Origin of the sequence: Serratia sp. C2(1), from assembly GCF_036352655.1 — a bacterium.
GTDB lineage: Bacteria > Pseudomonadota > Gammaproteobacteria > Enterobacterales > Enterobacteriaceae > Serratia > Serratia inhibens.
In genome coordinates this window covers 806327-829853 of sequence record NZ_JAZFBA010000001.1, presented here as the reverse complement: position 1 = coordinate 829853, position 23527 = coordinate 806327, and the positions used below count along the sequence as shown (strand labels likewise).

At 53.9% G+C, this 23527-nt stretch carries 18 protein-coding genes and 2 tRNA genes; 2 read left to right on the top strand and 18 right to left on the bottom strand.

Annotated features, from left to right (window positions below; genetic code table 11):
- Window positions 1-23 precede the first annotated feature (23 nt).
- The 17 genes from V2S86_RS03815 to V2S86_RS03735 form a co-directional block, all read right to left on the bottom strand.
- A complete protein-coding gene (locus V2S86_RS03815) occupies window positions 24-1541 on the bottom strand; it encodes a DotU/TssL family secretion system protein (protein ID WP_330761296.1) in 1518 nt (505 codons plus the stop codon).
- Window positions 1538-2902, bottom strand: a complete 1365-nt coding sequence (gene tssK, locus V2S86_RS03810) for a type VI secretion system baseplate subunit TssK (protein ID WP_330761295.1) — start codon at window positions 2900-2902, stop codon at window positions 1538-1540. The genes V2S86_RS03815 and tssK overlap by 4 nt, the downstream gene beginning before the upstream one ends.
- 1 nt (window position 2903) lies before the next feature.
- Window positions 2904-3422, bottom strand: a complete 519-nt coding sequence (locus V2S86_RS03805) for a type VI secretion lipoprotein TssJ (RefSeq protein WP_330761294.1) — start codon at window positions 3420-3422, stop codon at window positions 2904-2906.
- Between the two features lie 8 nt (window positions 3423-3430).
- A complete protein-coding gene (locus V2S86_RS03800) occupies window positions 3431-3796 on the bottom strand; it encodes a PAAR-like domain-containing protein (protein WP_112347634.1) in 366 nt (121 codons plus the stop codon).
- Between the two features lie 5 nt (window positions 3797-3801).
- Window positions 3802-4419: a DUF3540 domain-containing protein gene (locus tag V2S86_RS03795; RefSeq protein ID WP_330761293.1), complete on the bottom strand. Its 618-nt coding sequence runs from the start codon at window positions 4417-4419 to the stop codon at window positions 3802-3804.
- Window positions 4412-5566 carry a pentapeptide repeat-containing protein gene (locus tag V2S86_RS03790; protein WP_330761292.1) on the bottom strand — a complete coding sequence of 385 codons (1155 nt, stop codon included), beginning with the start codon at window positions 5564-5566 and terminating at the stop codon, window positions 4412-4414. The genes V2S86_RS03795 and V2S86_RS03790 overlap by 8 nt, the downstream gene beginning before the upstream one ends.
- Complete coding sequence (locus V2S86_RS03785; protein ID WP_330761291.1) at window positions 5556-7775, bottom strand: DUF2169 family type VI secretion system accessory protein; 2220 nt, start codon at window positions 7773-7775, stop codon at window positions 5556-5558. The genes V2S86_RS03790 and V2S86_RS03785 overlap by 11 nt, the downstream gene beginning before the upstream one ends.
- Window positions 7776-7787: 12 nt before the next feature.
- A complete protein-coding gene (gene vgrG / locus V2S86_RS03780) occupies window positions 7788-10049 on the bottom strand; it encodes a type VI secretion system tip protein VgrG (RefSeq protein WP_330761290.1) in 2262 nt (753 codons plus the stop codon).
- Between the two features lie 64 nt (window positions 10050-10113).
- Complete coding sequence (tssH, locus tag V2S86_RS03775) at window positions 10114-12702, bottom strand: type VI secretion system ATPase TssH (RefSeq protein ID WP_330761289.1); 2589 nt, start codon at window positions 12700-12702, stop codon at window positions 10114-10116.
- Window positions 12703-12718: 16 nt separating this feature from the next.
- Window positions 12719-13747: a type VI secretion system baseplate subunit TssG gene (tssG, locus tag V2S86_RS03770; protein ID WP_330761288.1), complete on the bottom strand. Its 1029-nt coding sequence runs from the start codon at window positions 13745-13747 to the stop codon at window positions 12719-12721.
- The gene (gene tssF / locus V2S86_RS03765) at window positions 13740-15581 is read right to left on the bottom strand and encodes a type VI secretion system baseplate subunit TssF (RefSeq protein ID WP_330761287.1); all 1842 of its coding nucleotides are present in this window, start codon (window positions 15579-15581) and stop codon (window positions 13740-13742) included. Before tssF ends, tssG begins: the two co-directional genes overlap by 8 nt.
- An 11-nt stretch (window positions 15582-15592) precedes the next feature.
- A complete protein-coding gene (locus V2S86_RS03760) occupies window positions 15593-16039 on the bottom strand; it encodes a type VI secretion system baseplate subunit TssE (protein ID WP_330761286.1) in 447 nt (148 codons plus the stop codon).
- Window positions 16040-16120: 81 nt separating this feature from the next.
- Window positions 16121-16645 (bottom strand): Hcp family type VI secretion system effector, encoded by a 525-nt coding sequence (locus tag V2S86_RS03755; protein ID WP_112347641.1) that lies wholly within the window; start codon window positions 16643-16645, stop codon window positions 16121-16123.
- A gap of 236 nt (window positions 16646-16881) precedes the next feature.
- Window positions 16882-18408, bottom strand: a complete 1527-nt coding sequence (gene tssC, locus V2S86_RS03750) for a type VI secretion system contractile sheath large subunit (protein WP_330761285.1) — start codon at window positions 18406-18408, stop codon at window positions 16882-16884.
- A complete protein-coding gene (tssB, locus tag V2S86_RS03745) occupies window positions 18408-18962 on the bottom strand; it encodes a type VI secretion system contractile sheath small subunit (RefSeq protein WP_330761284.1) in 555 nt (184 codons plus the stop codon). Before tssB ends, tssC begins: the two co-directional genes overlap by 1 nt.
- A 22-nt stretch (window positions 18963-18984) precedes the next feature.
- A complete protein-coding gene (locus tag V2S86_RS03740) occupies window positions 18985-19956 on the bottom strand; it encodes a type VI secretion system protein TssA (protein WP_330761283.1) in 972 nt (323 codons plus the stop codon).
- Between the two features lie 1329 nt (window positions 19957-21285).
- Window positions 21286-21375: transfer RNA gene (locus V2S86_RS03735), tRNA-Ser, on the bottom strand.
- Window positions 21376-21467: 92 nt separating this feature from the next.
- Between V2S86_RS03735 and mtfA the strand changes: the two genes are divergently transcribed.
- A complete protein-coding gene (mtfA, locus tag V2S86_RS03730; RefSeq protein ID WP_330761282.1) occupies window positions 21468-22256 on the top strand; it encodes a DgsA anti-repressor MtfA in 789 nt (262 codons plus the stop codon).
- 102 nt (window positions 22257-22358) lie between these two features.
- Window positions 22359-22434 (top strand) — tRNA-Asn (locus V2S86_RS03725).
- A gap of 185 nt (window positions 22435-22619) precedes the next feature.
- Here V2S86_RS03725 and V2S86_RS03720 read toward each other — a convergent pair.
- Complete coding sequence (locus V2S86_RS03720; protein ID WP_330761281.1) at window positions 22620-23510, bottom strand: oxidoreductase; 891 nt, start codon at window positions 23508-23510, stop codon at window positions 22620-22622.
- Between the last annotated feature and the right edge of the window lie 17 nt (window positions 23511-23527).

Here is a 23527-nt window from a genome sequence, read left to right as displayed (position 1 = left end):
TATCCCGACGCAGGTGAGTTCCTTCAGTTTTCCCCAGGGGCAGCCGCAACATCGGCTTTGTTTAAATCCGCTGGCGGATCGGATATCTCTCGTTCGCCAATCTTCCAAAGAATGTCTACCCGGCGGTTACGGCGGCGCCCTTCTTCGGTCGCATTGTCATCCAGCGGTTCGGCATCCCCTTTGCCGACCGACGTCACGGTTCGGTTGTATTTGCTGTTGGCCAGCGACTCTCGCAGCTTTTCCGCCACCGTCTGCGCACGCGCTTCGGAAAGCTTCAGGTTGGAGTTGTTGGACGTTTTGCGATACTGAGTGTTGTCCGTATGGCCGATCACTTCCAGGTCACCCGGCCACGGGGCCAAGGCTTCCCCCAGGCGCTCAATATTGCGTTTCTGTTTAAACTCCTCCGACAGGGTGGACTTGCCGTTGGCGAATGCGCCATCGGAAGTAAAGATTAACAACCAGCCACGCGGATCCGCCCTGACCTCAAGCCAGCCTTCGCTAAGTATTTGAGGCAGCGGCTGCGGAAGGGTTTCCATTATATTGATTTTTCTAGGTATTGGTGGCGTCCATGCCAAGATGGCATTACGCAACGCCCGTGATTGTTCGTGTAGATACCAGGCTGCTGAACCATATGTCAGCAATGCCAGCAACATGCCGTAGCCCAATAACTTCATAGGGGTGACTCGGCTCACTCTGTGCGTCACCCCCACCGGTTTGGCATCGGCCAGCGTTTGCGTCGGAGCCTGGCTATATAAGTAACTATCAAGATGATTGCGTACGTCAGCCAACAACACTGCCCCACGCTCCATCACATGGAATTTCCCCTCAAACCCCAGTGACAGGACAAGATCGTAGAAAGCCAGGATGTCCTTATCCCGCGGTGTGGCAGCCAGATAGCCCTGCAGATGGTCAAAGCATTTTTCGCCGCCCCAGGCGTCGCGATAAAACTCGACCAGCAGGCTGAGATTCAGCGCGCCCGCTTCCAGAGTGCTCATGCAGCACTCGTCAACATAAGAGCAAAGCAGGTACGCCAGCTTGTCCACATCATCCGGCGTAATATGTTCCTTCAGTAAACTCTGCTGAAACTGCTGTATCTCCCGTACCATTTGGGCGCGCACTGCCGCCGGATTCAGTTGCCCCTGATCGCGCACCCGCTCCACCTGCAGTAAAACCGGTATCGCCGCCGCAATCAGCGCATTATCCCAATGCCCCATCATCACGCCGGGCCTGCTCAACGCCGCCCGGCCAAATAGGCCGTTGAAACTACCTGACGCGGCCTCGCCAGCCTGTGCTGCCGCGTGAGGTTCACCGGTTGCCGCTGTGACAAATTCAGTCTCACCCGCGGCTGGCTCGGCATGCGCGGTTGCCGCCGGATTTCCCTGACTGCCAGGACGCATTTTCGCGGCCAAGGCGCGCGCACCCAGGGAAAACCCGGCCATTTCCGCTGCAGTTTTCCCCGCCTCCGCAGAGGGAAGCTGTGGATAAGCTTTGTTGCGCGTGGCCGCCATCGCCTCGCGCATTTTTCTCTCGAACTCGTTCATCCTACTCTTCCTTGCCTTAGCCCCCAGACGTCAAAACGCAAGTCCGGGAAGTCGCCAACGATACTGAGCGCCAGCGCCGATCCAGCCATCATTTCCTTATAAATAGGGTCTGAGTGATCGACCTCGAAATACATGCTGTTCGGGTAATAAGGGATATGCCGCGGCGGTGATGCCATAGGAAGCAGTCGCGCTCCCGGCAATTGCAAATCGATCAGTTGAATGATTTTCTCCACCGACCCCAACTTGACCTGAGCGGGGAAGTACGAGCGCAAATGCTCGATGGATAAACCACAACTGACGGCAAATACCAGCTTTTCCAACCGCAGTTGGGTATCGTTTTGACACAGATAGATGCCGTCCCCCCGATCAATGAACGAGAGTGCTACTGCAGGCGCTTCGATAACCAATGACAATGCGCGGCGAATCGAGGCGAACAGCTGAAAATAGCTGTTGTGCGGCTCGTTGTGCAGATACACCAGATCCGCACGATCCCACAGGCGTTCTCCGCCGGGGATTATGCTCAACCGCCCCAACAGGCTCAGCAAGGTTTCGAACAACTTTTCCGGATGCACCTGCGGACAGGCCAACAGTTGGCTGATACGCAAGTTAAACTCGCTCAACGTCTGCAACAGCAGCAATTCCAACAGTTCAGAAAGCCCGCCAATGGTCATATGCACATCGGGCCGGAATACCGACTCCAGGCGCTGACTGATCAGGCCGAGCAGTTCACTGGTAAAGCCGGGCAACCAGCCGATGGCGCGGAAATCGAGCATCGGCGGCAATGCACGTTCATCCAACACAATTCGGCGATCGCTGGTTATTTCGCGAATAAAGCCGACCGGCAAGGCGCTTTCCGCGCTGCTGACGGTTTCCTCCAGGCTCAGCCGGGTAACCAAACTCCCTAACTGCATGGTGCACACGCGCGGCGTGCCTTCCAGGCTAACGCCATGGTTGCGATCCGGCACCTCGGCATCCACCGTGCGAAACCGGCTGTTCTTGCGCTCATCCTGAACCAGGTCAATCTGCGCGTTGCCCGTAATATCCATCAGCACCGACAGGCAAACCACCTTCCCTTGACAATCCTCGCCCATCACCAACGGCAAAGGCAGCGGCAGCGGCACATCTTCCGGCATGCTGAAAGGCGTGCCGTCCGGAAAGACCCCTTTGGCTTTTTTCAGCGCGAACTTGCCCTGTTCCAATAGCCCGCGATCGATCTCCAGCGTGATAAAACCCCAGGTAAAGGCCTCGACACTGCGCAGCCTCGTATCAATCAAGTGTTCGAAAAACCGTTCCTGTTGCTGGAAGTGCTGCGGTTCCATCAACATGCCTTCTACCCAGGCGACGCGTTGTTTAGGTAACATGTCATTCATCCATTTTGTCGTTAGCCACTACTGAGAGTGACGTCATTCCCACCATGACCTTTATTTGCGAATAAACCAGCGCTGGTGATTTTTGTTCGGCTAAAGGCAATACCCCACTGATTCGCTGAAACTCCGCGCCGATAACGATCCACCGTTCCTGTCCGGCGGGAACCTCAAAGCGATAACGCCGCGTCTCTTTCGGTTGCAGAATGCTCTGATTGCGGCTCAATACGCCCTCAGCCAAAGGCGCATCGCGACAAGGCGCGCCATCGCCAACCCCTTCCGGTACCCAGCCGGGCCGGGTGGTTTCGATCACGCACACCTTGACAGGCTGCGCCTGACCGGCGGCATTGGGATTCGCATCGGCGCCGGCGGTAACCTCAACGTCAATCGCGCGCATTCGCTTGGCCATCTCCTGTGACGAATCCTGTGACGGATCCTGAGAGAACCAGCTGCACCCGCTCAGCAACCCTGCCGCCAGAACCCCCGATGCGGCATACCCCCGGAGCATCCTCACCATGGTGACTCCTATGCGTTGATAAAATACTTGGTCTGACTTGGCGCAATTTGATTCGCGACCATGTTGTTGTTATTGGTCATGCTCATATCTCCCAAACGCGTTGCCGGCATGCCCTGGATAAAATATTTCCCCGAGCCCTGCATCGGCTGCATTTGGGCTGAATGGGTACCTGAGGCGGCACCGATAACGCCCCCGGAATCGATAGTCGTCACCCGGATAGTGGCTATATTCTGTTCATTGCCACCGCAACAGAAATAGTTGGCGACGTTCGGTATGCCGGTATTGTTCGGCGCGGTATTCGGGCCCGGCGCCGGTATCATCGGATCACAGCCGGCAAAGCTGATCCCCCCCATGTTGGTATTGGCCGCTGTCATTTCGATTACCCCACGTGTACCTGGCCGCCATCGATCTTCAGCACCGCCGAAGACTTCAAAGAACCTATTTCGCTTTTCATGACAAAGCTTTGATCGGCATCCTGCACAATGTGCTTGGCCTGAACTTCGTCGGTTTGATCCACCTTGCGACTGGCATATCCGCTGCGGACGAACAAGCGCTGGGAAATCTGGTGCAGGGTGTCGGCAATCCAGCGGCTGCTGCGCGTCAGTAGCGTGAAATCCGGGCTATGCAGCTTCAGTCGCTTGGCGCCATGCAGTTCAATTTCCGGCGCCACAATGCGCAAACTGGCGCATCGGCTATCGAGCGTCATCACGGTGTTTTCCCGACGGCGCGACAAAATCTCGGTAATGACCAATTTTGTGCCGTCGACAATGACGCAAACGCGATCGCCCTCCAAAGGCCGCACCAGGCAACTGGTGGCCACCGCCAGGCAATAAGCGCGCATGCCATCGACATACAGCCCCCCATTGGCATCAGCCTCCACCGTCACCACCTTGCGGCTGCCCTGTTCTGCCCGTGGGGATCGGCTCACCAATCGCAACGGAGCAACCCTGGTGTTGGCGCCCCCTTTTTGATGCTGTTCTCTTCTGGATTTATACATATCTGCTCGCTCCTGTAGGTCGCTGAGAGGTTGGTTGTCGCGGTCCGGGTTGTTGATGTGCGTACCATCCATCAATGGCAATTAAAAAAGGGTCGGCGTTGAGGGGGGCGGTCTCAGTGCGGCAGCGTTTTGCGCCGTGCAACTGGGCCGTTTGCTGCTGTGCGGTGGACAAAGGTTGTTCCAGCAAATTCATCTCTCGCATATCGGCCTGATTGAGGTTGGCCTGTGCCAACTCGCACCGGTGGAACTCCGCCCGCGGCAGCACGGCCTTCTCCCAATTGGCGCCGTTCATTGCGCACTCGCTGAAACGCGCATCCTGACCTTGCGCCATCAGCAAAACCGCCTGGTTAAAATCGCAGCGCAGCAGCCGCGCTTCGGTAAAAATCGCCAGCGACAGATCGCTGCCGGCGAAGGAACACGCCTCCAGCTCAGAGCGGTGAAAGCTGGCGCCCAGAAGCGGCAGCTCAGCCAAAATACACGCCGTCAGCCGGCTGGCGAACCAAATGCGACCTAGCCCGGTGATGGCCTGCCAGCGGCTATTCTCGATCTGGCAACTCCCCACCACCTGCCGTTCCAAAGACAAGGCTTGCCAGACGCAACCCTTGATTTGGCAGGCGTACCAATTGACGTCATGCAACAATCCCTGATGCATCATCACGTCCTCCACCACGCAGGCCTGTGCGGCAAAGTGGCTTAAACGGCTGTGTTCAACCTCCGCGCCCTGCACTTTGCTGCGGTTCAGGCTGAGATCGTCAAACAGGCAATTAACGACAAAACACCCCTGTAAGTCGCCTTCGTTGTACGCCAAATTCCAGACGCTGACCCCATTCAGACTCAGGCTGTCTTGCCGGCATTCGCTAAATGTCAGACGCGCCAACCGGCCGCCGGCAATACCGATATCTTTCATCGTGCAGCGTTCGAAATGCAGTTGGCGAAGATCGCAGTCTTTAAAGACCACCCGTTCAAAGCGGCAGTCGATGAAAAAGCAGTCGCTCAGCGTCAGCGCCTGCAACTCACGATCGTGAAAGTACCGTTTTTTGAACACCCGGGATTTGGGCGATACCTGAGCCAGCGAACCCTCGACCTCTTTTTTGATCGCCTCTGCGTCAGGCAATGCCTGTTGAATAACGCGGCTGTCAGTTGTCATGCGGATACCCTCCCTGCAGGGCTCTGCGAGGCACCCAGCACGCGCGTTCAAACAGGCAGCCGCTAAACTGGGTGGCCGCATCCTGCCAGGACATCGCCAGGTTTGCCGATGCCAGATTGCACTGGTCAAATCCCGCATCGCGCAAATCGGCGTTATACAACATGCCTTGCTGCAGGCTGGTGTTTTGCCAACGCGAATGAGCCAGTACGCTATCTTTGAAACGCGCCCCCGCCATATCGCAGGCGGCGATTGACGAAGAGGTCAAATCCGCCTGATCGAAGTTGCTTTCGATGAAAGAGCAGTGCAGTAAGCGGCAACCCGCCAGGTCGGCCTGTTTCAACCCGACTTTGGTGAAACTGCAATCACTGAACGTCGCGCCGGCAAAATCCACCTGCATCCCCGCCGTCATGCTTTCAATGCTGCTGCGTTCAAAGCGGGCTTTTCGCCAGACACCGCCAAGCAGGGAGTTCTTGGTCATCACCATGTCGAGGCTCTCCGCCTCCTCGGCCAAACAGCGATTGAATATGCAGGCGTCCAATTGGCCCTGCAGAAAGCGGACACCGCTCAGCACTGTCCCATTGAACATGCCATTGCCGATCGTGCAGGCGTCGAAGCAGCTCGCACTCAACGTCCCTTGATTAAATACGCAGTAGGTGAGCGTTGACTTCCCAACCTGCAAGCGCTGGCCTTGCGGCGCCTCCAGCGTCACGTTGTCGAACGTCACTTCACGCAGATGGCTTTCCGTCAGCACCGCGTCTTGTAGTGTGCAGTGGCTCATTCGAACGTTGCGCAAGGTAGTCCGGGTGAGATCCGCAGCGACAAAAACGCATTTTTCGAATGCGCAGTTTTCCAGCGTCGCTTGCGAAAAATCACACGCCACAAAGCGGCAGCGGAGGAAGGTTTTACCCGCCAGGTGGCCGCTAAAACGCACACCGCTAAAGTTTTTTTCCTCCAATGTCGCGATATCCTGATAGAGCAGATCGGCCTCGTTATCATCAGGCACCTCCGGCAACGCTTCCGACTCCGCCGGCTCAGCCTGTTGCTGCTGGTGTGCTGCAATGGTCTCGCGGATGCGCTGATAAAAAGCGGCCGACGCCCCCGCTGCGGTGGGCGTAGGGTCGTAACGCAGAGAACTGGGGTGATCTGCGGCGGACTCGATGATGTTCAGCCCCATCTCCGCCGGCATCAGGTCCGGGTCGAACAAAAACTCAAAGGGAGAGGCGTCGTCATCGCTGCGCTTATGCAACACCTGCCGGAAATGGTCGAGGGAACGGGGAGCATCGCAACGATCCAGCGCCACCATCATCAGCTCGATAGACTCATCCAAAAGATGCTCAACCGGCACACTGCCGGTAAAGATCATCAGAGCGATATCGCTGTCCGGCAGGAACCACAGCGTCTTGCGCTGCAAAGCGACGGCTTCCAATTGGCCGCTCCCGTGACGGCGAACAAATGCCCGGCCGCGCACCGCAGGCAATACGCCGTGAATCGCCTCACCTTGCGCATGAAATCCCTGCAGTCCAAACGGTACCTGATCCGGCCACTCCGCCTCCGACAGCCACTGCGCGGGCGGCGCCATCTGGAAATAGCGTCTATCGATCGCGGCCGGCAACCCCGGGAACACGGTTTCCAGGTATTCCGTGCCCGACATCTGGCTCGCCACCTTGTCGATATGCGCTTTGCGCAGCAGGAACTCCTGCGGCACCGGCGTTGGCGCCGCCAATGGCGAGCGCTCCTGCGCGGAACCGTCGGCGGCCAGGCTCATCAGCAAAGGCCGCAGGCCATCGTCGCTGCCGCGCCCCAACGGGTTTTCCTTGACCTCTGTTCCTCCCCAAGCTGAAGGATGATCCATCGGCATTCTGAGAAAAGGCTCTACGCCAAGGGTACCGCGCCGCCCTTCCCCCTCAATGCGCCAGCGGCGCGAGAGGCCGCCGATATCCGCGCTGACGTTCAGCGTTTTAACCGGCCGGCCAATACCGGCATGCCCGGCGATCAGATACTCGGCGAACGGCTTGGGTTCCGCAGCGTCCAACACCGGAAAACTGACAGGCGCGCTTTTCCACGCCTCCCAAATCTGGGCCTCGCTCACCCAGTGTGCCGGCTGGGACAGATAACAGCCGGCAATGACGCTGACGCCAAGCCTGCTTTCTCGTCCGAGCTGATAGCCCCCTTTGATAACAACCAACTGCTGCGGTCGTATGATTCTCATTGCGGTTCCTCGTTAGTTCTTGCTTTGCATCCCAACCGTTTTCAGGTCAACGCCGGTTTCAGACAGTGACGCGCCGGTGTAACTGATGGAAACCCCCGTCGTACTGTTGCTGCTGCCGGTGCTGCTGACGCTGCTGCCGGTCGTGCTGACGCTGCTGCCGGTCGTGCTGATGCTGCTACCGGTCGTGTTGATGCTGCTGCCGACAGTGCCGATGCTGCTGCCGACAGTGCTGATACTGCTGCCGGTGGTGCTGGTCGAGACGCCGGTAGTGCTCAGGCTAACGCCAGTCGTACTGGTTGAAGAGCCTACGGTGCTCACGCTGACGCCGGTAAAGCTGGTGCTCGAGCCGGTTTGGCTGGTGCTGACCGTGGTAAAGCTGTTGCTTTCACCCACCATGCTGTTGCTGAGGCTGATAAAAGAGTGGCTTTCGCCCGTCATGGAATTGGACACGCCGGTGCAACTGGTGCTCTGCCCGGTGTATGAGTTGCTCAATCCGGTAAATGACGTGCCGACGCCGGTGAACGAGGTGCTGACGCCGGTGAACGAGGTGTTGACACCGGTAAACGAGGTGTTGACGCCGGTAGCACTTGTGCCGATCCCCGTCAGGGTGACATCAACCCCCCTTATGGTTGCGGAAAAGCCGATAATGCTGAAGATGTAATCCTTATAAGAAACGTGATTGCTGAACCAGTCGGTAAAGGTGCGGCGGATGATGTCGAATTTGTCCATGCCCACATCGGTGGCCTGATTGCGTTCCACGGTGGTCTGCAGATCGCGCTCGGCATGCAGCATGACGCGTTCATTATCACGGTTGTCATCGAAGGTCAGTTGGCTGGCGTGCTGCGGTTTGCCAAAGCGCAGCGAGCGCGATACCAGGCCGGTATAGTTGATGTACTCCGGCAATTGATAGGGTGGCGGGTTGTCGCCGTTATAGACAATGCCGGTGACCAAAGGACGATCCAAATCACCATCAACGTAGGTGATCAGCACTTCCTGCCCAACGCGCGGCATGGCCAGCACGCCCCAGCCTTTCCCAGCCCAGGCTTGCACGACGCGGATCCAACAGGAACTGTCTTCCTCGGTGGTTTTGTAGCGATCCCAATGGAAATGGACGCGAATACGCGCAAATTTGTCGGTGTGAACTTCGGAGTTGGGCGCCCCCACCACGGTCGCACTTTGGATGCCCGGCATCTGCGGCCTGGGGGTCAGGCGCAATGGGCGAAACGCCACGTCATCATTCAGGGCGCTGAAATGGCATGTGACATTGCGCCCTTCACTGCTACTGTCAGGGCCATCCTGCACGAAGATATAGTCACAGCGAATCAATTTAAAACGGCGGTTGCGGTTGCCGTCCGGATGCAGCGTCAGGGTAAAATCTTTACCGGCCATCAGCCCGACGGCGTTGCTTTCGCCGAACAGCAAATGGCCGTCGCTCTGCATTTCTTCCAGACGCAGCCGCGCCAAATATTCACCGCGCTCGGTATCGACATAGCCCGCCGCGTAGTCATACCATTCCAGCGGGGTATTCTGCAGGCCAAGGCTGCTTTCCTCGACCTTGGTTTGCAGATTTTTGCGCGGGTTCAGATAATCGAAATCACGCAGCACAATCTCGTTCGGGCGTACCTTGCGCGAACGCTGAATGCGTTGGATCCCCTCGCGGATTGCCCGGTTCTCTTCGCTGTCCGGCATAAATGGCAGCACCGCATAGCCCAGGTCCAAATCATCGAAGTTCTGACGATCCGTGATAACCAGCGTATGCTTATCCGACTCATGATCGAAGTAATATCCTATGCCTTCGTCTTCAAGCAGTCGGCTAATAAACGCAAAATCCGTTTCTGCAAACTGCACGCAGTATTCCCGCTGCGGATAGGTTCCCTGAATATCCAGGCGATAATCGGCAAAGCTATAGCGAGCAAATATTTGCTCGATAATATCGAGTATATTCAGATCCTGAAAAATACGGCAGTTGCGGTTTTGCATCAAAAACCATAACCAGGTGCTCAATTCGAGCTTATAAACAAATTTATCTTGATGCTGCCCCGTATCCGAGGCGCCAATAACGTAGGCATAGAAGGGGCGCGAACCAAAGTCCGGCCTTTCGATACGAATATTCACCCCCTCGCCCAGCAGGGTTTCATAATCGACGTCGGCCTGTTCGCACTCAAATTCGAGCGTATATTGAGAATTACTCGACAGCCCTTCCTTCGTGGTGAAGCTGAGCGGAAATGCGTTCAAACCTGATAAAACAGGGTTATCAATTTCGATTAAAGGCATAGCGACCTCTCTGACACCGGATTTCCCCACCAGGCCGCTAACGGCCGACGGGAAAAATTAAAAATCAGTCGAAATAAACGCTCAAACTTTCGTTCTCGACCATGAGTTGGATATTTTTCAGTTCCTGTCCCGTACGTTTGCGCTGCAGCACTTCATTACTGATCGGCGGTAAAATCGCCTGTTGCAATAGCGACTCAACCGCTCTGCCGCGCGATGGGTGCGTGCTGACTCGCTGGGCTATCCAACCGGAAATATCGCCTTCCAGCACCAAAGACACGCCCACTTCTTTTTGCAAACGCTGTTGTAAACGGGAAATCTGTTTCGCGGCGATATGGGTAATCGCTTCGATGGAAAGCGGCACATAAGGGATCATATTCATGCGCGCCAGCAGAGCCGGTGGGAAAACACGCACCAAAGCGTCATGTAGCATCGGGCGTAACGCTTCGGTTTTCAGCTCCGGCGTTTCTGACAGCGTGGCTTCTATTTCGGCGGCGCCGACATTGCACGTCATCAAAATAAAGCACTGACGGAAGCTGATCATGCGGCCTTCGCCGTCCTCCATTACGCCCTTGTCGAAGACCTGATAGAACACTTCGTGTATATCGGGGTGCGCCTTGTCGAACTCATCGAGCAACACGATGGAGTAAGGTTTTCGCCGCACCGCCTCCGTCAACTTGCCGCCTTTGCCGTAGCCGACATAGCCGGGCGGCGCGCCCTTCAAGGTGGAAACGGTATGAGATTCCTGAAACTCGCTCATATTGAACACGATCAGGTTATGCGCCCCGCCATACATCGCTTCGGCCAAAGCGAAAGCCGTTTCGGTCTTGCCGACACCGCTCGGACCGGACAACATGAAAACGCCCAGTGGCCGATCGTGCGCCTGAATGCCGGCGCGAGAAATGCGCACCGCCTGCGCGATCTCATTGATCGCCGTTGTCTGGCCGAATATCTGTCGCTCAAGCAATTGGTCAAGATTGAGCGCGTTGTCCAGATCGTTTTGCAACATGCGCCCCGTGGGAATGCCGGTCCAGTCCGAAAGCACCTCCGCCACGACGCGATCGTCCACCCAGGGGTAAACCAATGGCAGATCGCCCGCCTGCAGTTCACCCAATTGCTCCGCCAACAACGGCAATCGGTCAGGTTGCCGCTGCTCCGCCTCCCGCAGTTGCGTCACCGCCAGCCGCTCCTGTTCCTGCCGTCGGCGTAACCCGGCCAGCAGTTGCTCCTTGGCGAAAATCGCGTTCTGCAACTCACTCATGCGGTTAGGCGCCTGGCCAGCAAACCTGACCTCGTCCTGCAAACTGTTCACCTCGGTTTGCATGACCGCCAGGCCGGCTTCCAGAGACTCAATCTTTTCCGGCTGGGCGTGCTGGCTCAGTGCCACGCGCGCGCAGGCGGTATCCAACAGGCTGATGGCTTTATCCGGCAACTGGCGCGACGGTAAGTGACGCAGCGACAGATGCACCGCGGCCTGCAACGCCGATTCGCGAATAATGACGTTATGGTGCCGTGCAAAATGCGGTGAAATGGCACGCATCATGTTGACCGCGTTTTCTTCGTCAGGCTCGGAAACCAGCACATATTGGAAACGACGCGTGAGAGCGGCATCGGGTTCAATGAATTGTTTGTATTCCGACCAGGTTGTCGCCGCCACCATACGCAGCGTTCCCCTCGCCAACATCGGTTTAAGCAGGTTGACGGCATCGCCCGTACCGGTTTGGCCGCCTGCGCCCACCAGCGTATGCGCCTCATCACAGAACAGGATCACCGGCACGCCGGAACGGGTAATCGCATCAATCAGCGCTTTGAGACGCGATTCAAATTCGCCTCTCATGCTGGCACCCGCCTGCATTCGCCCCAGATCCAGTGACAGCAAACGCGCGCCTTGCAGCAACGGCGGCACCTGGCCTGCGGCGATCTTGCAGGCCAGCGCCTCGGCGACGGCGGTTTTCCCCACCCCCGCTTCCCCGACCAAAATAGGGTTGTTTTGCCTGCGACGGAGCAAGATATCGATCACCTGGCGCAGCTCCGCTTCGCGGCCGATAACCGGATCGATCTCGCCGGCGCGCGCTTGGCGAGTCAAATCGGCGCACCATTGATCGAGAATGTCTTCACCGTCTGCGGAACCTGAAGCATCGCCGCGATATTCCCCCTCGGCGATCTCTTCCATCTCTTCATACTCGACCGAATTGGCCAACAGAGACGGGTAATCATCAAAAACCTGCGGAATGGGGATCTTTTTAAATTCATCGCTCAGCCGGTATAACCCGCGCTGCAGCGTGGCGTCCTGCAAAATGCCGACCAGGATATGGATAGTGCGCACCCCGCCGCCCGGGAACTCGGCAAGTTGGCTCATTAACAGCCCCCTTTCCACTACCGTTTCTAACTGCGCGGACAGGTCCACTACCGCATTGGTGCGGTTAGGCAGGGTATGGAGGATACGATCCAGCGCATCGCTGATGCGCTGGATATTGACTTCGTAATGCGCCAATATCAGCGGAAGATCGCCGCGCTCCTTATCCACCAGCACCTTCAGCCAATGTTCGAGCTCCACATACTCATGCCGAAAAGTACGGCACAGTTTGGTTGCCTCAACAAAAGACTGATAAGCAAAATGTCCTAATCGCGAGAAAAGACGTTCACGTTGATACACCTTAATCATCCTTATATTAAGTTGGTGATTGATAGACCAGTTGCCTAAACGTCCCTGCTTTAGGTTTCAACCAGCCATCTTTGCTCAGAGATTTGCCGCCCAACTGCGCCGCCATTCCCGGTTCAGTGGTGATGAGCAGACTGATATCGAGCATCAGCTGATGGCTCATAAAGTCATGGCAAATGCTCACTAGCGCCTGAAGCCGTCGGCTGCCGCGCTGATACTGCTGATATTGCGGCGCCGGCAATGGGCCAATCTGGATATGCGCACCATATTGCGCATCAAAAAAACGGCTGCCGACGCGCGTTTTCCCCAGGCAACCCATCTTCTGGCTGTCGGCCTTTTTGCCGTCGTCAATCCATTTGGCGTAGCGCGGCGTGACCTCGATCGGCACGGAAAAATAGGCCGCCAACATCTGGTTAAGCTGTTTCAGAGAACGACGCCCCGGCAGATACGCGCCAGGATAAGCCTCGCGCAGCCGTTGAATATGCGTATTCACCACCAGGCCCGGGTTCACCCCGCAGGTTTGCCGCAAATGAAACAAGAACGGATTTTGGTGATCGGCATGGTCATGGCCGATCATCGCGTTCAACTGCGACCAGGCGCGATAGTGCAGCACGGCGAAACGCTGGCTCATAATGCCGACGAACTGTTGGAATGCCTGATTTCGCCTGGCGATGACCTCGGTGCGCGCATGTTCAGTCATATGGATCGGCAAAGGCCCATAGGGTGCAAACATGCCGAAGTGACGGGCTTTGATCAGTACTTGCGGCGGACGCTGCTCAATATCGACTATCTCGCGCGAAGCGAAGGCCATGTCGGCAGGCTGCGTGATGCTCAGGCGTTCGCGGCTGCGATCGTTAGTCATACCCAGGCGTGGCGCATCCTGTTGCGCACGCTCTATCCGCCGCAATAACTCGAAGAAATCCTGCCGCTTGGACAACCCCTTGATTTCCGCGGCCCCCACCTTTTCGCGCAGGTGATTCGGCGGCGACGGCTGTGCCGACGTCAGCACCGTTTTTTGCGCCAGCGGCATATCAGCCATGATAGATAGCCCCCCAATTGGCGTGAGTTTCCCCATCAAGCATCAGCGTCATGCTTAACGTTTGATTCAAATCGCCATAGTGGCTCAACGCATGGTGCAGTACCTTGCCGAACAGATAAGCGCCGTGGTCGGCGTGGTGGTTGACGCTCAGGTTGACGCTGATTTCAGCGCCGCGGATCCATGCCAACGGCCCTCGCCCCTGGTAGCGTTCAAAATGGTGCTCGACCGAAGCGTTCTTGATACTGGCGATGCGCCTGCGCTGGCTGGCGTCGTCTTGGTGGCAAAACAGCGATAGCCAGTCGCGCAACAACGTCGAACAGTCCTGCACTTCGGGGCGCGCATAGCGCAAGGGGTTCATCGCCAGCATCTGAACGGCCTGCCAAGCCTGGCTTATGCTCGGCACCGCAATGGGATTGGTCGGATGGCGCACAATCTCGACCTGGTGCACGGGCATCGCTGTTTCCAGCATAAAATGCGGCTGTTGAAGATGGGCCGGTATAAGGTGGCGCTCGCACACCAGCGCCTCAACGCTCAACGAGCCCAGGGCGTCGATATCAATACCGCTTTTGCCTGGCGAGATGGAGATGAACGTATCCTCGTTAGGCAAATGCAGATTGTTATATTTGGATGGCGAAGGCTCACGCCGGCGACGCAGCTGGTATCCGGCAGGCTCGCGTTCACAGTCAAAATGCCTGTCTGCCTGCAACGATGAAAAAATCACCGGATTGCCGTCCGGCATCATGCCCTTGACTTGCTTGACGCTATGGATCTCGTACAAGGAAGTATTCAGGCGATCGACGACCAGCTGATGTTCCGTTTGTTCCCCCGTCAGTTGCAGCGGCGAGCAGTAACGACGGTAAAGGTTGATGACCGGAGTCGCAAAAAGATGAAAATCCCTGGCATTGACGCGACCAATCAAAGGGAGCGGGCGCTGCTCAAGCACGAACAACACCTCAAACTCATGCACCCGTTCGCATTGCAGCAGGAAATCCCGAACGCCACACAGCTCCAGGCTGAAGAAACGGCTTGGGGCAGCGAAATATTCACGCATCAGCCGACTGCCCGGCAGCTCCCCCACCGCCACCGGCAGCAGCGCCTCATCGTCGCTTACGCCGCCCAGGCGCAAACTCGCCGGCGAAAGCACGCTAATCACCGGTTGATCATCCGTTTTCGCCCACAAAACTATACGTAAAGTATGGTTAAGCAACGTTGCCATAAGCTGATTCACTCGCACCGTGTCTTCCGCCAACGTCAGGTGCAACGGCTCGAGGTCGAGCGCAGAGAGGGAAAGTACGCCGTGAGTCGTCAGGCGCAGCCGCACATGTGCAGAACCGTCTTTCAAATGCCGAGCCACGCCGGCTGGCAAATGATGCGGCGGTAAAACTTCGCATTCGGCCAACGCAATCTCAACCGGCTGTACTTTGATGTGGCGTGCGGTGGTAAACGTGGCCGGCTTATTGTTCAGCGACGCATCGTTAAGCGTGAGCTTGCTTCCCCGCGGCAATTCAACCTGACTGTGCCACTGAGGGAAAGACAGATCGGGCTTGATGGCGATGGTCGCAATAGAGGGAACCGGCGTATACCAGAGAGGCGCCAAACGAGAAAGCATCTGCAATGCAAACTCAGGCTGCTCATTGTTCAGCTTTTCTTGGACTCGCGTGCAGAGAAAAGCCGAGCCTTCCAGCAGGCGTTCGACGAAGGGATCAAGCACACCGTCGATATGCATTCCCAGATGCTGGGCTACCTGCGGATGAGACAGCGCAAATTGACGCCCGGCCTCGCGAAAGTAACGCAGTTCATCATTATATAATTGAAGAAAGCGCTCACTGAACATAATTCCCCCTACTATTCGAACACACGAACAGCACCACATGAATAATCAAGCGCAATGCGCAAATTAACTAACATCTCATCGCCCGGTAATGAGCAGGTACCGTATATGTCGAATAAAATGGCCAGAACATAAGATTGACGTTCGTTAACCACCGGCACGACACGAATCGTTTTCGGATCCAAACGAGGTTCAAAAGAGGTGATAATTTTTTGTATATGCTTCGCTAAGGTTAAAGGATCGGTGCTAATAGGTATCCGTTGGCTCAGCGAAGGCAAACCATAATTGAGCACTGAATTTTCGCAGTGCCTGTATTCATGAAGTTTCAGATCGGCGCTGCGCGACGCATCATTGAGCAAAAACTCTATATCGCGCACTATAACCTTCCGCCATTTATCCGGACCCGTGCTCTGAGTTTTCGTGCTGAGTTTATCGAATAACATTGGCAATGACGCTTTCATCTGCCGCCTCATTATATTTGGCTATGTCTGCCCGCAATAATGCGGGCAGACGCCCTACAATTAATGTTATTTCATCGATAATTAGATACGGGCATTAAGCTTAAGATCATAACCCGTCTTGATTACCGCCCCCATGGAGCCATCATTATTCTGCTCTTTATACTCAACTTCGATACGGGCAAAGTTGAGTTTGATAACGTCTGTCGGAAGCACGGTATCAATTTCGGCGCCAACCGTAGAGTTCAGCGGCATATTGCCAACGGTTTTGAAAGACGAAACCAGGCAGTTGCTGAAGGTGACGGCCATAAAGTCCTGCTGCCCCTGACCTGATTTACGGCAGACCAGTTTCGCCTGAGGAATATGCTCACCCGTAGCACACATAAGGAAAAGCTTCGGCGAGGCCTTGTTGCTAACCATGCGAAACTCAAAGTCTTTCATCTCCACTTTGCCAGAACCGCCACCGCTGCCATATCCCCAGCGCCCCGCATTTTCTTCAGCCCATTGCCAAGCCTGCAGCTGAATCCATCCTGGATAGGTTTGATCAGGTGATTCACCATCAACACCTTCAATCTTCAAAAAATAGTCTACTAAAGCTTTAGTACTCATTTTTGTCTCCTTGACTGATAGGTCTAATTCATTAATTTAAACGTTGACTCAGATAAGTTCAGACATCGCCTCCGCTATCATCACAATAGCAAGGTTAACGTTTATTTAAATATTAAGGTAAAGATGCTCGCAGCAAATAAACTCACCACGCCCACAAATCTTAATATGATATTAAAACACACTAGCCGCCGTAATAATTGGCGTTGGCAATATCCTAATCAATGACCAGCCGTAACTTATCTGCTCCCATCTTTTTTAGCTGACGGAAGTTTGGACACCAGTCGCAAGGATACGGTCATGCCTTCCAACTGGTAATGAGGGCGTAAATAGAAATGTGCGCGGTAATATCCAGGATCGTCTTCGACATCCTCGACGCGAACTTCCGCTGCAGCTAATGGACGGCGCGCTTTTGTTGCCTCTGTGGATACCGAAGGATCCCCATCGACATAATTCATCAACCAGTCATTCAGCCAAAGCTGCATGTCGTCTCGGGAACGAAACGAACCGATTTTATCTCGCACGATACATTTTAAATAATGCGCGAAGCGACACGTGGCAAAAATATAAGGCAATCTAGATGAAAGTTTAGCGTTAGCCGTTGCATCGGGATCCTCATATTTCGCCGGAGCATGCATCGTGCATGAGCCGATAAAAGCCGCAAAGTCCGAATGTTTACGATACACCAGGGGTAAAAAGCCCGCGTCGGACAGCTCCTGTTCCCTTCGGTCGGAAATCGCCACCTCAGTCGGACAGGTGAGCTCATAACCGCCTTCGTCGGAAGGAAACGCATAGGCAGGCAATTCCTCAACCGAACCGCCGGACTCGATCCCCCTGATTTTGGAACACCAACCATACTCGTGAAAAGCGCGGTTGATATTCAACCCCATGGCATACGCTGAATTCGCCCAGGAAAAATCGTCATCCACACCAGGCCGGACAGACTCTTCAAAAGCAAATTCCTCCACCGGGTTGGTTTTAGCCCCGTAGGGTAAACGCGAGAGGAAACGCGGCATGGTCAAAACCAAATAACGCGAGTCATTACTTTCCCGCAGACGCCGCCATGAAGCGTATTCCGGCGTCGTGAAGATTTTGCCAATATCACGCGGATTCCCCAGCTCGTTCCACTTGCTCATTTGCAATAGCGACGGCGACGCAGCGGAAATGAATGGACAATGCGATGCGGCGGAGATTTTCGCCAACTCCGTCAGCAAGGTTACGCTCATCGGGCTGTGGTCGAACTCGAAGTCGCCGATGATGCAGCCGAAAGGCTCACCGCCGAACTGGCCATATTCTTGCTCATAAATCTGCTTGAAGATTGGGCTTTGATCCCATGCCGCACCACGGTAACGGCGCAAATTGCGCGTCAACTCATCCTGATTGATGTTAAGCACGCGAATTTTAAGCGTTTCGCTAACGTTGGTATTGTCCACCAGATAACTCAGGCCCTGCCATGCAGATTCCAGCTTCTGGAATTCCGGATGATGCAAAATATTGTTCATCTGATCTGAAAGCTGTTCGTCGATCTGGGCAATCAGCGACTCGATGGTCAATACCACATCGTGGCTCACCTTTACCTTGCCGCGATTGGCATATTCCGACAGCGTGCCGATGGCACGGCGCACCGCCTCCGAAGCTTCATTGGTTCTCGGGCGAAAAGAGCGTTTAAGCAAGCCGTCCAGCTCATTTTCCACCTCGCTCTTTTCTATCTCGGCAACAGCGGTAGCCTGCTGCTTTGCCGTATAGCGTCGTTGCCTCGCTCCCATTACACCTCTCCTTTATTGCCGGTGTCCTGTGCATCCTGCTCTGCGTCTGCCACCGTTTTGCGTGCATCCATCACCAGGCGATGCAGGAAATCCGGCTTCTCAAGCAGGCTTTTCACCACTTCTTCCGCGCTTGATTTCCCGTCCATATAAGTAATTAATTCAGTAAGATGCTCTCTGGCCTCCAGAAGCCGCTGCATTTGAGGAACCCTTTTGGCAATCGCCCCCGGAGAAAAATCATCCATGGACTCGAACTCCAGCTCAACATCCAGCAATGAATCATCTTCACTTAAGGTATTCTCAACGTAAAACTGCAGGTGAGGTCTAATTGCGCGCATGCGATCGTTGAAGTTATCCTGATCGAAAGTCAGAAACTTCCGTTCCTCAATGGGCGGCAAAGGTTTTTTCCGATGTCCGGAGAGGTCGGACATAACCCCAGTCACAAAAGGCAACTCAACCTTCTTTTGTGAACCATAAAGTTCAACGTCATATTCAATTTGCACACGAGGCGCATTATTCTTGCCAATAAACTTTTGAGAGCTTGAGTCCTTAGCCATTGGAAAACTCCTTTGTAAAAAATCACTTCCCAGCCAATTGGTTTAACGATGTCAGAGATTCAGGCAAAAGTTCCTCAACTATCGTTGCGAAATCCATGCCAATCATTTTTTGCGAACGTCTGATAAGAATAGGAGCGGGATGGCTTGGCTCATAATTCTGGAAGTAATCCAGCACCTGGTCCAACAATAAAATGACATCCTGCCTGGAACGAATATATTTATTCCCGTTAGCTATATTTACTTGTTCACCCGCTATATCGGACGACGGTTCCTCGTCAGCAAGCGGTAATTCCTGTTGTTCAAGAGAACTCAGCAAACGGATAAGCGTCTGAAAATAATCCCGGACCTGGCGACAATCCAATCGATAGTCTTCCGCTTGTAAATTGGCGTAATTTTCCACCCGCTCCAACGCCTCCAGCTGCAACGCCAATTGTTGCTGCAACGAGGGTAAACTACGCGAGGAAAAGTAGGTATTGGCCTGGCCAATCAATTTAACCGCGTCAGAGAAATGTTGATATTTTCCCTCTTGCTCAACAAGGCGAAGGTTGAGAAACTCATCTATTGTTAGCGAGTTGTCGGGATAAATGCGGCTATTTTTAATTTCGTGCAGGCAGGATGACGTGGCGAGCCAACCTAATGCAGCGGCATGATTGCTGTCCGCGGATTGGTCGATATCGGCCTGTGGGAAAATAGTTACCCCTTCATCGGAATATTGCTTATCGATTTGCGCAATTCCCAGATAAAAGGCTGAAAAACCATCGATATGAAGATTTGCACGCATAAGCCAAAGTACAACGCGCAAATCAAAACACTGCTCAAGCAGCACTGCTGCCTGCTCGCGAATGGCATGCCAATTAACATCACGGGCGCTATCCAAAGCATTCAGCGGATCGGTTTCACTATCATATTCTGACAGGGTAAACTCAATCTCACTATATCTAGGGTCAAACTCGACGCCATTTATTTCAGTATCAGTAAATATGACTTCATTCATTGCCTGACATCCTTTTCATTCAATCAGTTGTTGCAACTGTACGAAGTGAATCTGTTATGTTCACTAATCCTTCCTAGATTGACTTCAGAGTAATTGTTAACCACTCCGCTAACAAATTGTTTAGACATATTAATTATTGTCACACCAATAGATGATACCTATCAAGTGATGGAAAGTGATCGGTTTTAACGATAAAAATGCAGATTTATCTATTTTTTACTAAAAAAATCAAATAAATAAAAAAAATCAATACAATATTAAAAATCAGGATCGCGCCTATAAAAGCGATAAAAAAATAACTCCTCATTCCTATTAGGATTAGTATTGTAAAAGCAATCAATTGCAATAATTAAGCAAAAAAATAATAACAAAATGAAATAAATAAACAAAACTTTAGTGTTTCTTGTGTTTTTTTGAGCACAAGCAAAAGAGATTCTCGTCAACCAAGGCACGGCCGACTGGTTATCATTTAAACAGCCCGTACCTTTTTAACTGCAGGTTGTGGTGCAAAAAATATAAGATGGTGCAGCTTTGATTATTTACTTTAAGATAACTAAATCTTGATAAATGCAGAAAATACTGCAAGTTACTGCGATCAGCTTTATAGATAAATTGATTAATCAATTTATTTTATCTTCTTATAAGAAGATAAAAAATCATCAGTTAATAATTTAACGCAGTAACTAAATAGTGAATTGACGACCTCTCCCCCGCTGGCGAATGGGTTTTACTTAGCCCGTATAAATCTGACGTTACGTATCAGTGCAACCCAAAAGTCGCAAAAAATAAAAAATCATATTGTTACTGCCATTTAATAAAAAAACTCAATTAACACTCTTATATTAGTCAACTAAGGATGGCAAGGTTACTCTCTGAAAACCCTGAAAATAAAATGACATCACAGCATCGCGCAAACAAGAAATATGATAAAAAACCTTTTAAAGGGTCACAATAAAACCTTAATAAATACACTATTAAAATCAAATCTTCATTAATCCGACAAAGTTTATGACGCCAAATAATCAAGACTATTCCTAGACAAAATCCAGAGGGTATTTTTACATTTAATACGAAAGAAGATAATAACACACACGTTAAAATAGAGATGAAAGTATCGCCTTTTATCGACACGCCTATTTATTTATCAGTGCATATTGTCGACTCCAGACAGGCCAGGGAGGCACAAGCGCATTAATCAGGGGATAAATCCTGTACGAGTCCCAGGCTTGCTCTTGGTAGGGATGAAGGCTTTCCCTACAGGCTTTGGGGTGAGGATAAGTTATCTGTGACGGGGATCGTTGAAAGAATTTAACGTAAGTGATTGAATAATGGCGGAGAGAGGGGGATTTGAACCCCCGGTAGAGTTGCCCCTACTCCAGTTTTCGAGACTGGTCCGTTCAGCCGCTCCGGCATCTCTCCTGATAGTGCTTGTCATCATGCCCCTTTTTGCGGCATTTTTACAGAGTTAGCCTCCAGCCGAACGTTCAAGTGACCACTTTACGAGCAACGCGATGATTAAATGGCCGTGGAAAACGCAACAACCGCAAGCGGAAACGCTTGCCCAGTGGCAGGACGCGCTGGCAATCCCCCTGCTCTCTCCGCTGGATGAGCAGGAACAACAGCGCCTGATCGTCGTTGCCGGGCAGATTTTGCAGCAAAAGCGCATCGTCCCGCTGCAGGGGCTTGAGCTCACGTCGCAAATGCAGGCGCGTATCGCCCTGCTGTTCGCTCTGCCGGTGCTTGAACTGGGGGCGGAATGTCTGGACGGCTTCAATGAGATCCTGCTCTACCCTTCTCCGTTCGTGGTGGAGGATGAATGGCAGGACGACTTCGGCCTGGTCCACTCAGGGCCGGTGGTGCAGTCCGGGCAGAGCTGGGAACAGGGGCCGATTGTGCTCAACTGGCAGGACGTGCAGGACTCTTTCGATCTCTCCGGCTTTAACCTGGTGATCCACGAAGCGGTGCACAAACTGGATATGCGCAACGGCGGCAGCGCCACCGGAATACCGCCGCTCCCGCTGCGCGATATTGCCGCCTGGGAGCATGATCTGCACGCCGCAATGGAAAACCTGCAAGACGAGATCGACATGGTCGGCGAAGAGGCCGCCAGTATGGACGCCTACGCCGCCACCGATCCGGCCGAGTGTTTTGCCGTGCTGTCGGAGTATTTTTTCAGCGCGCCCGAACTGCTGGCCCACCGTTTTCCGGTGTTATATCAGCATTTTTGCCGTTTCTATAAACAAGATACCTTGGCGCGCTTGCAGCGTTGGCAAGCAGAAAACGGCGCAGAAACGCCATAACCGACCGCGCATTGCTCGCATACTGAGCAGTCGCGCCGAATCGGCGAATTTAGCGTTGACACACTCTGGGTGGCTGGATATGATGCGCCCCGTTCGCACGATTCCTCTGTAGTTCAGTCGGTAGAACGGCGGACTGTTAATCCGTATGTCACTGGTTCGAGTCCAGTCAGAGGAGCCATATTAGAGAAGCCCGCTTAAGGAAACTTAAGCGGGCTTTTTGCTTTTGCGGTTTTTAAGAACGGACATGTCGGTGCATCTTGCCTACGGGCACTGCTTCAGTCGCTTTAATGACCTGGATTTATCGAACACACCTGTGGCGAGTCCGGCTGTCGTTGCCTTACAAATACCCTGCCGTTAACGGCCTCACCCCGGCCCCTCACTTCCTGCCGCCAGCAGCGGTACCAGCACCTCGCTGATGGGCGTAGGAATACCCAGTGAGTGCCCATAACGCTGCACCACACCGTTGCGGATATCCCACTCCAGTGGGCGATTGGCCTGGCGGTCGGCGAGAATGGAGGTGCCTAAATCCGCAGGGGCCCGATGAAAACCGTCAAGGATCTCCTGCGGAACCTTATCGCTCAGTAACGCCCCCTTTGCACGCGCTACGGTCAGACACTCGCGCAAATAAGCCAGAGCCAGTGCAGTGATATCCCCCCGCGCGAACATCCCGGCACGGCGATTCGCCAGCACCATCAAACCAGCGACCGCGTTCTGCAACAGTTTGCGCCATGCGATGGAGGTAAAGTCGGTTGACAGTTCAACCGCGCAGCCTGTGCCTTTGAGCACATCGGCTATCCTTTTCGCTTCGGGTACATCCGGCAGCGTAAGGCGCGGTTTGGCACGCAACCAGACGGAGGCATCCGGCTCGCGCTGTGCCGGGAACCACACTACCGAAGGCAGCACCTTTGCGCCGTTGACGTAGGGTTCCAGCAGGCTTTCCTGTTCGACGCCATTTTGCAGCGCACATACCACGGTATTTTCATCGCACAAGGCGGCCAGCCAGTTGGCGCTGTCAGCGACCTGGGTGGTTTTCACCGCGACAAAAACCAGATCGAACGGATGACTGATCGCCGCCGGATCGGTCAATACCGGGCCTGGCACCACGACTTCCCCCTCATCGTGACGTAAAATCAACTGCGGATGCGCGGTACGGCCGCAAAGGACTGGCGTTCGGTCAACTTCATGCAATACAGCGGCGATGGTGGTCCCGATAGCACCCGGGCCAATAAGAGCAAGTGTGGGATGGTCAGACATCTTGTGTTCTCCTGATT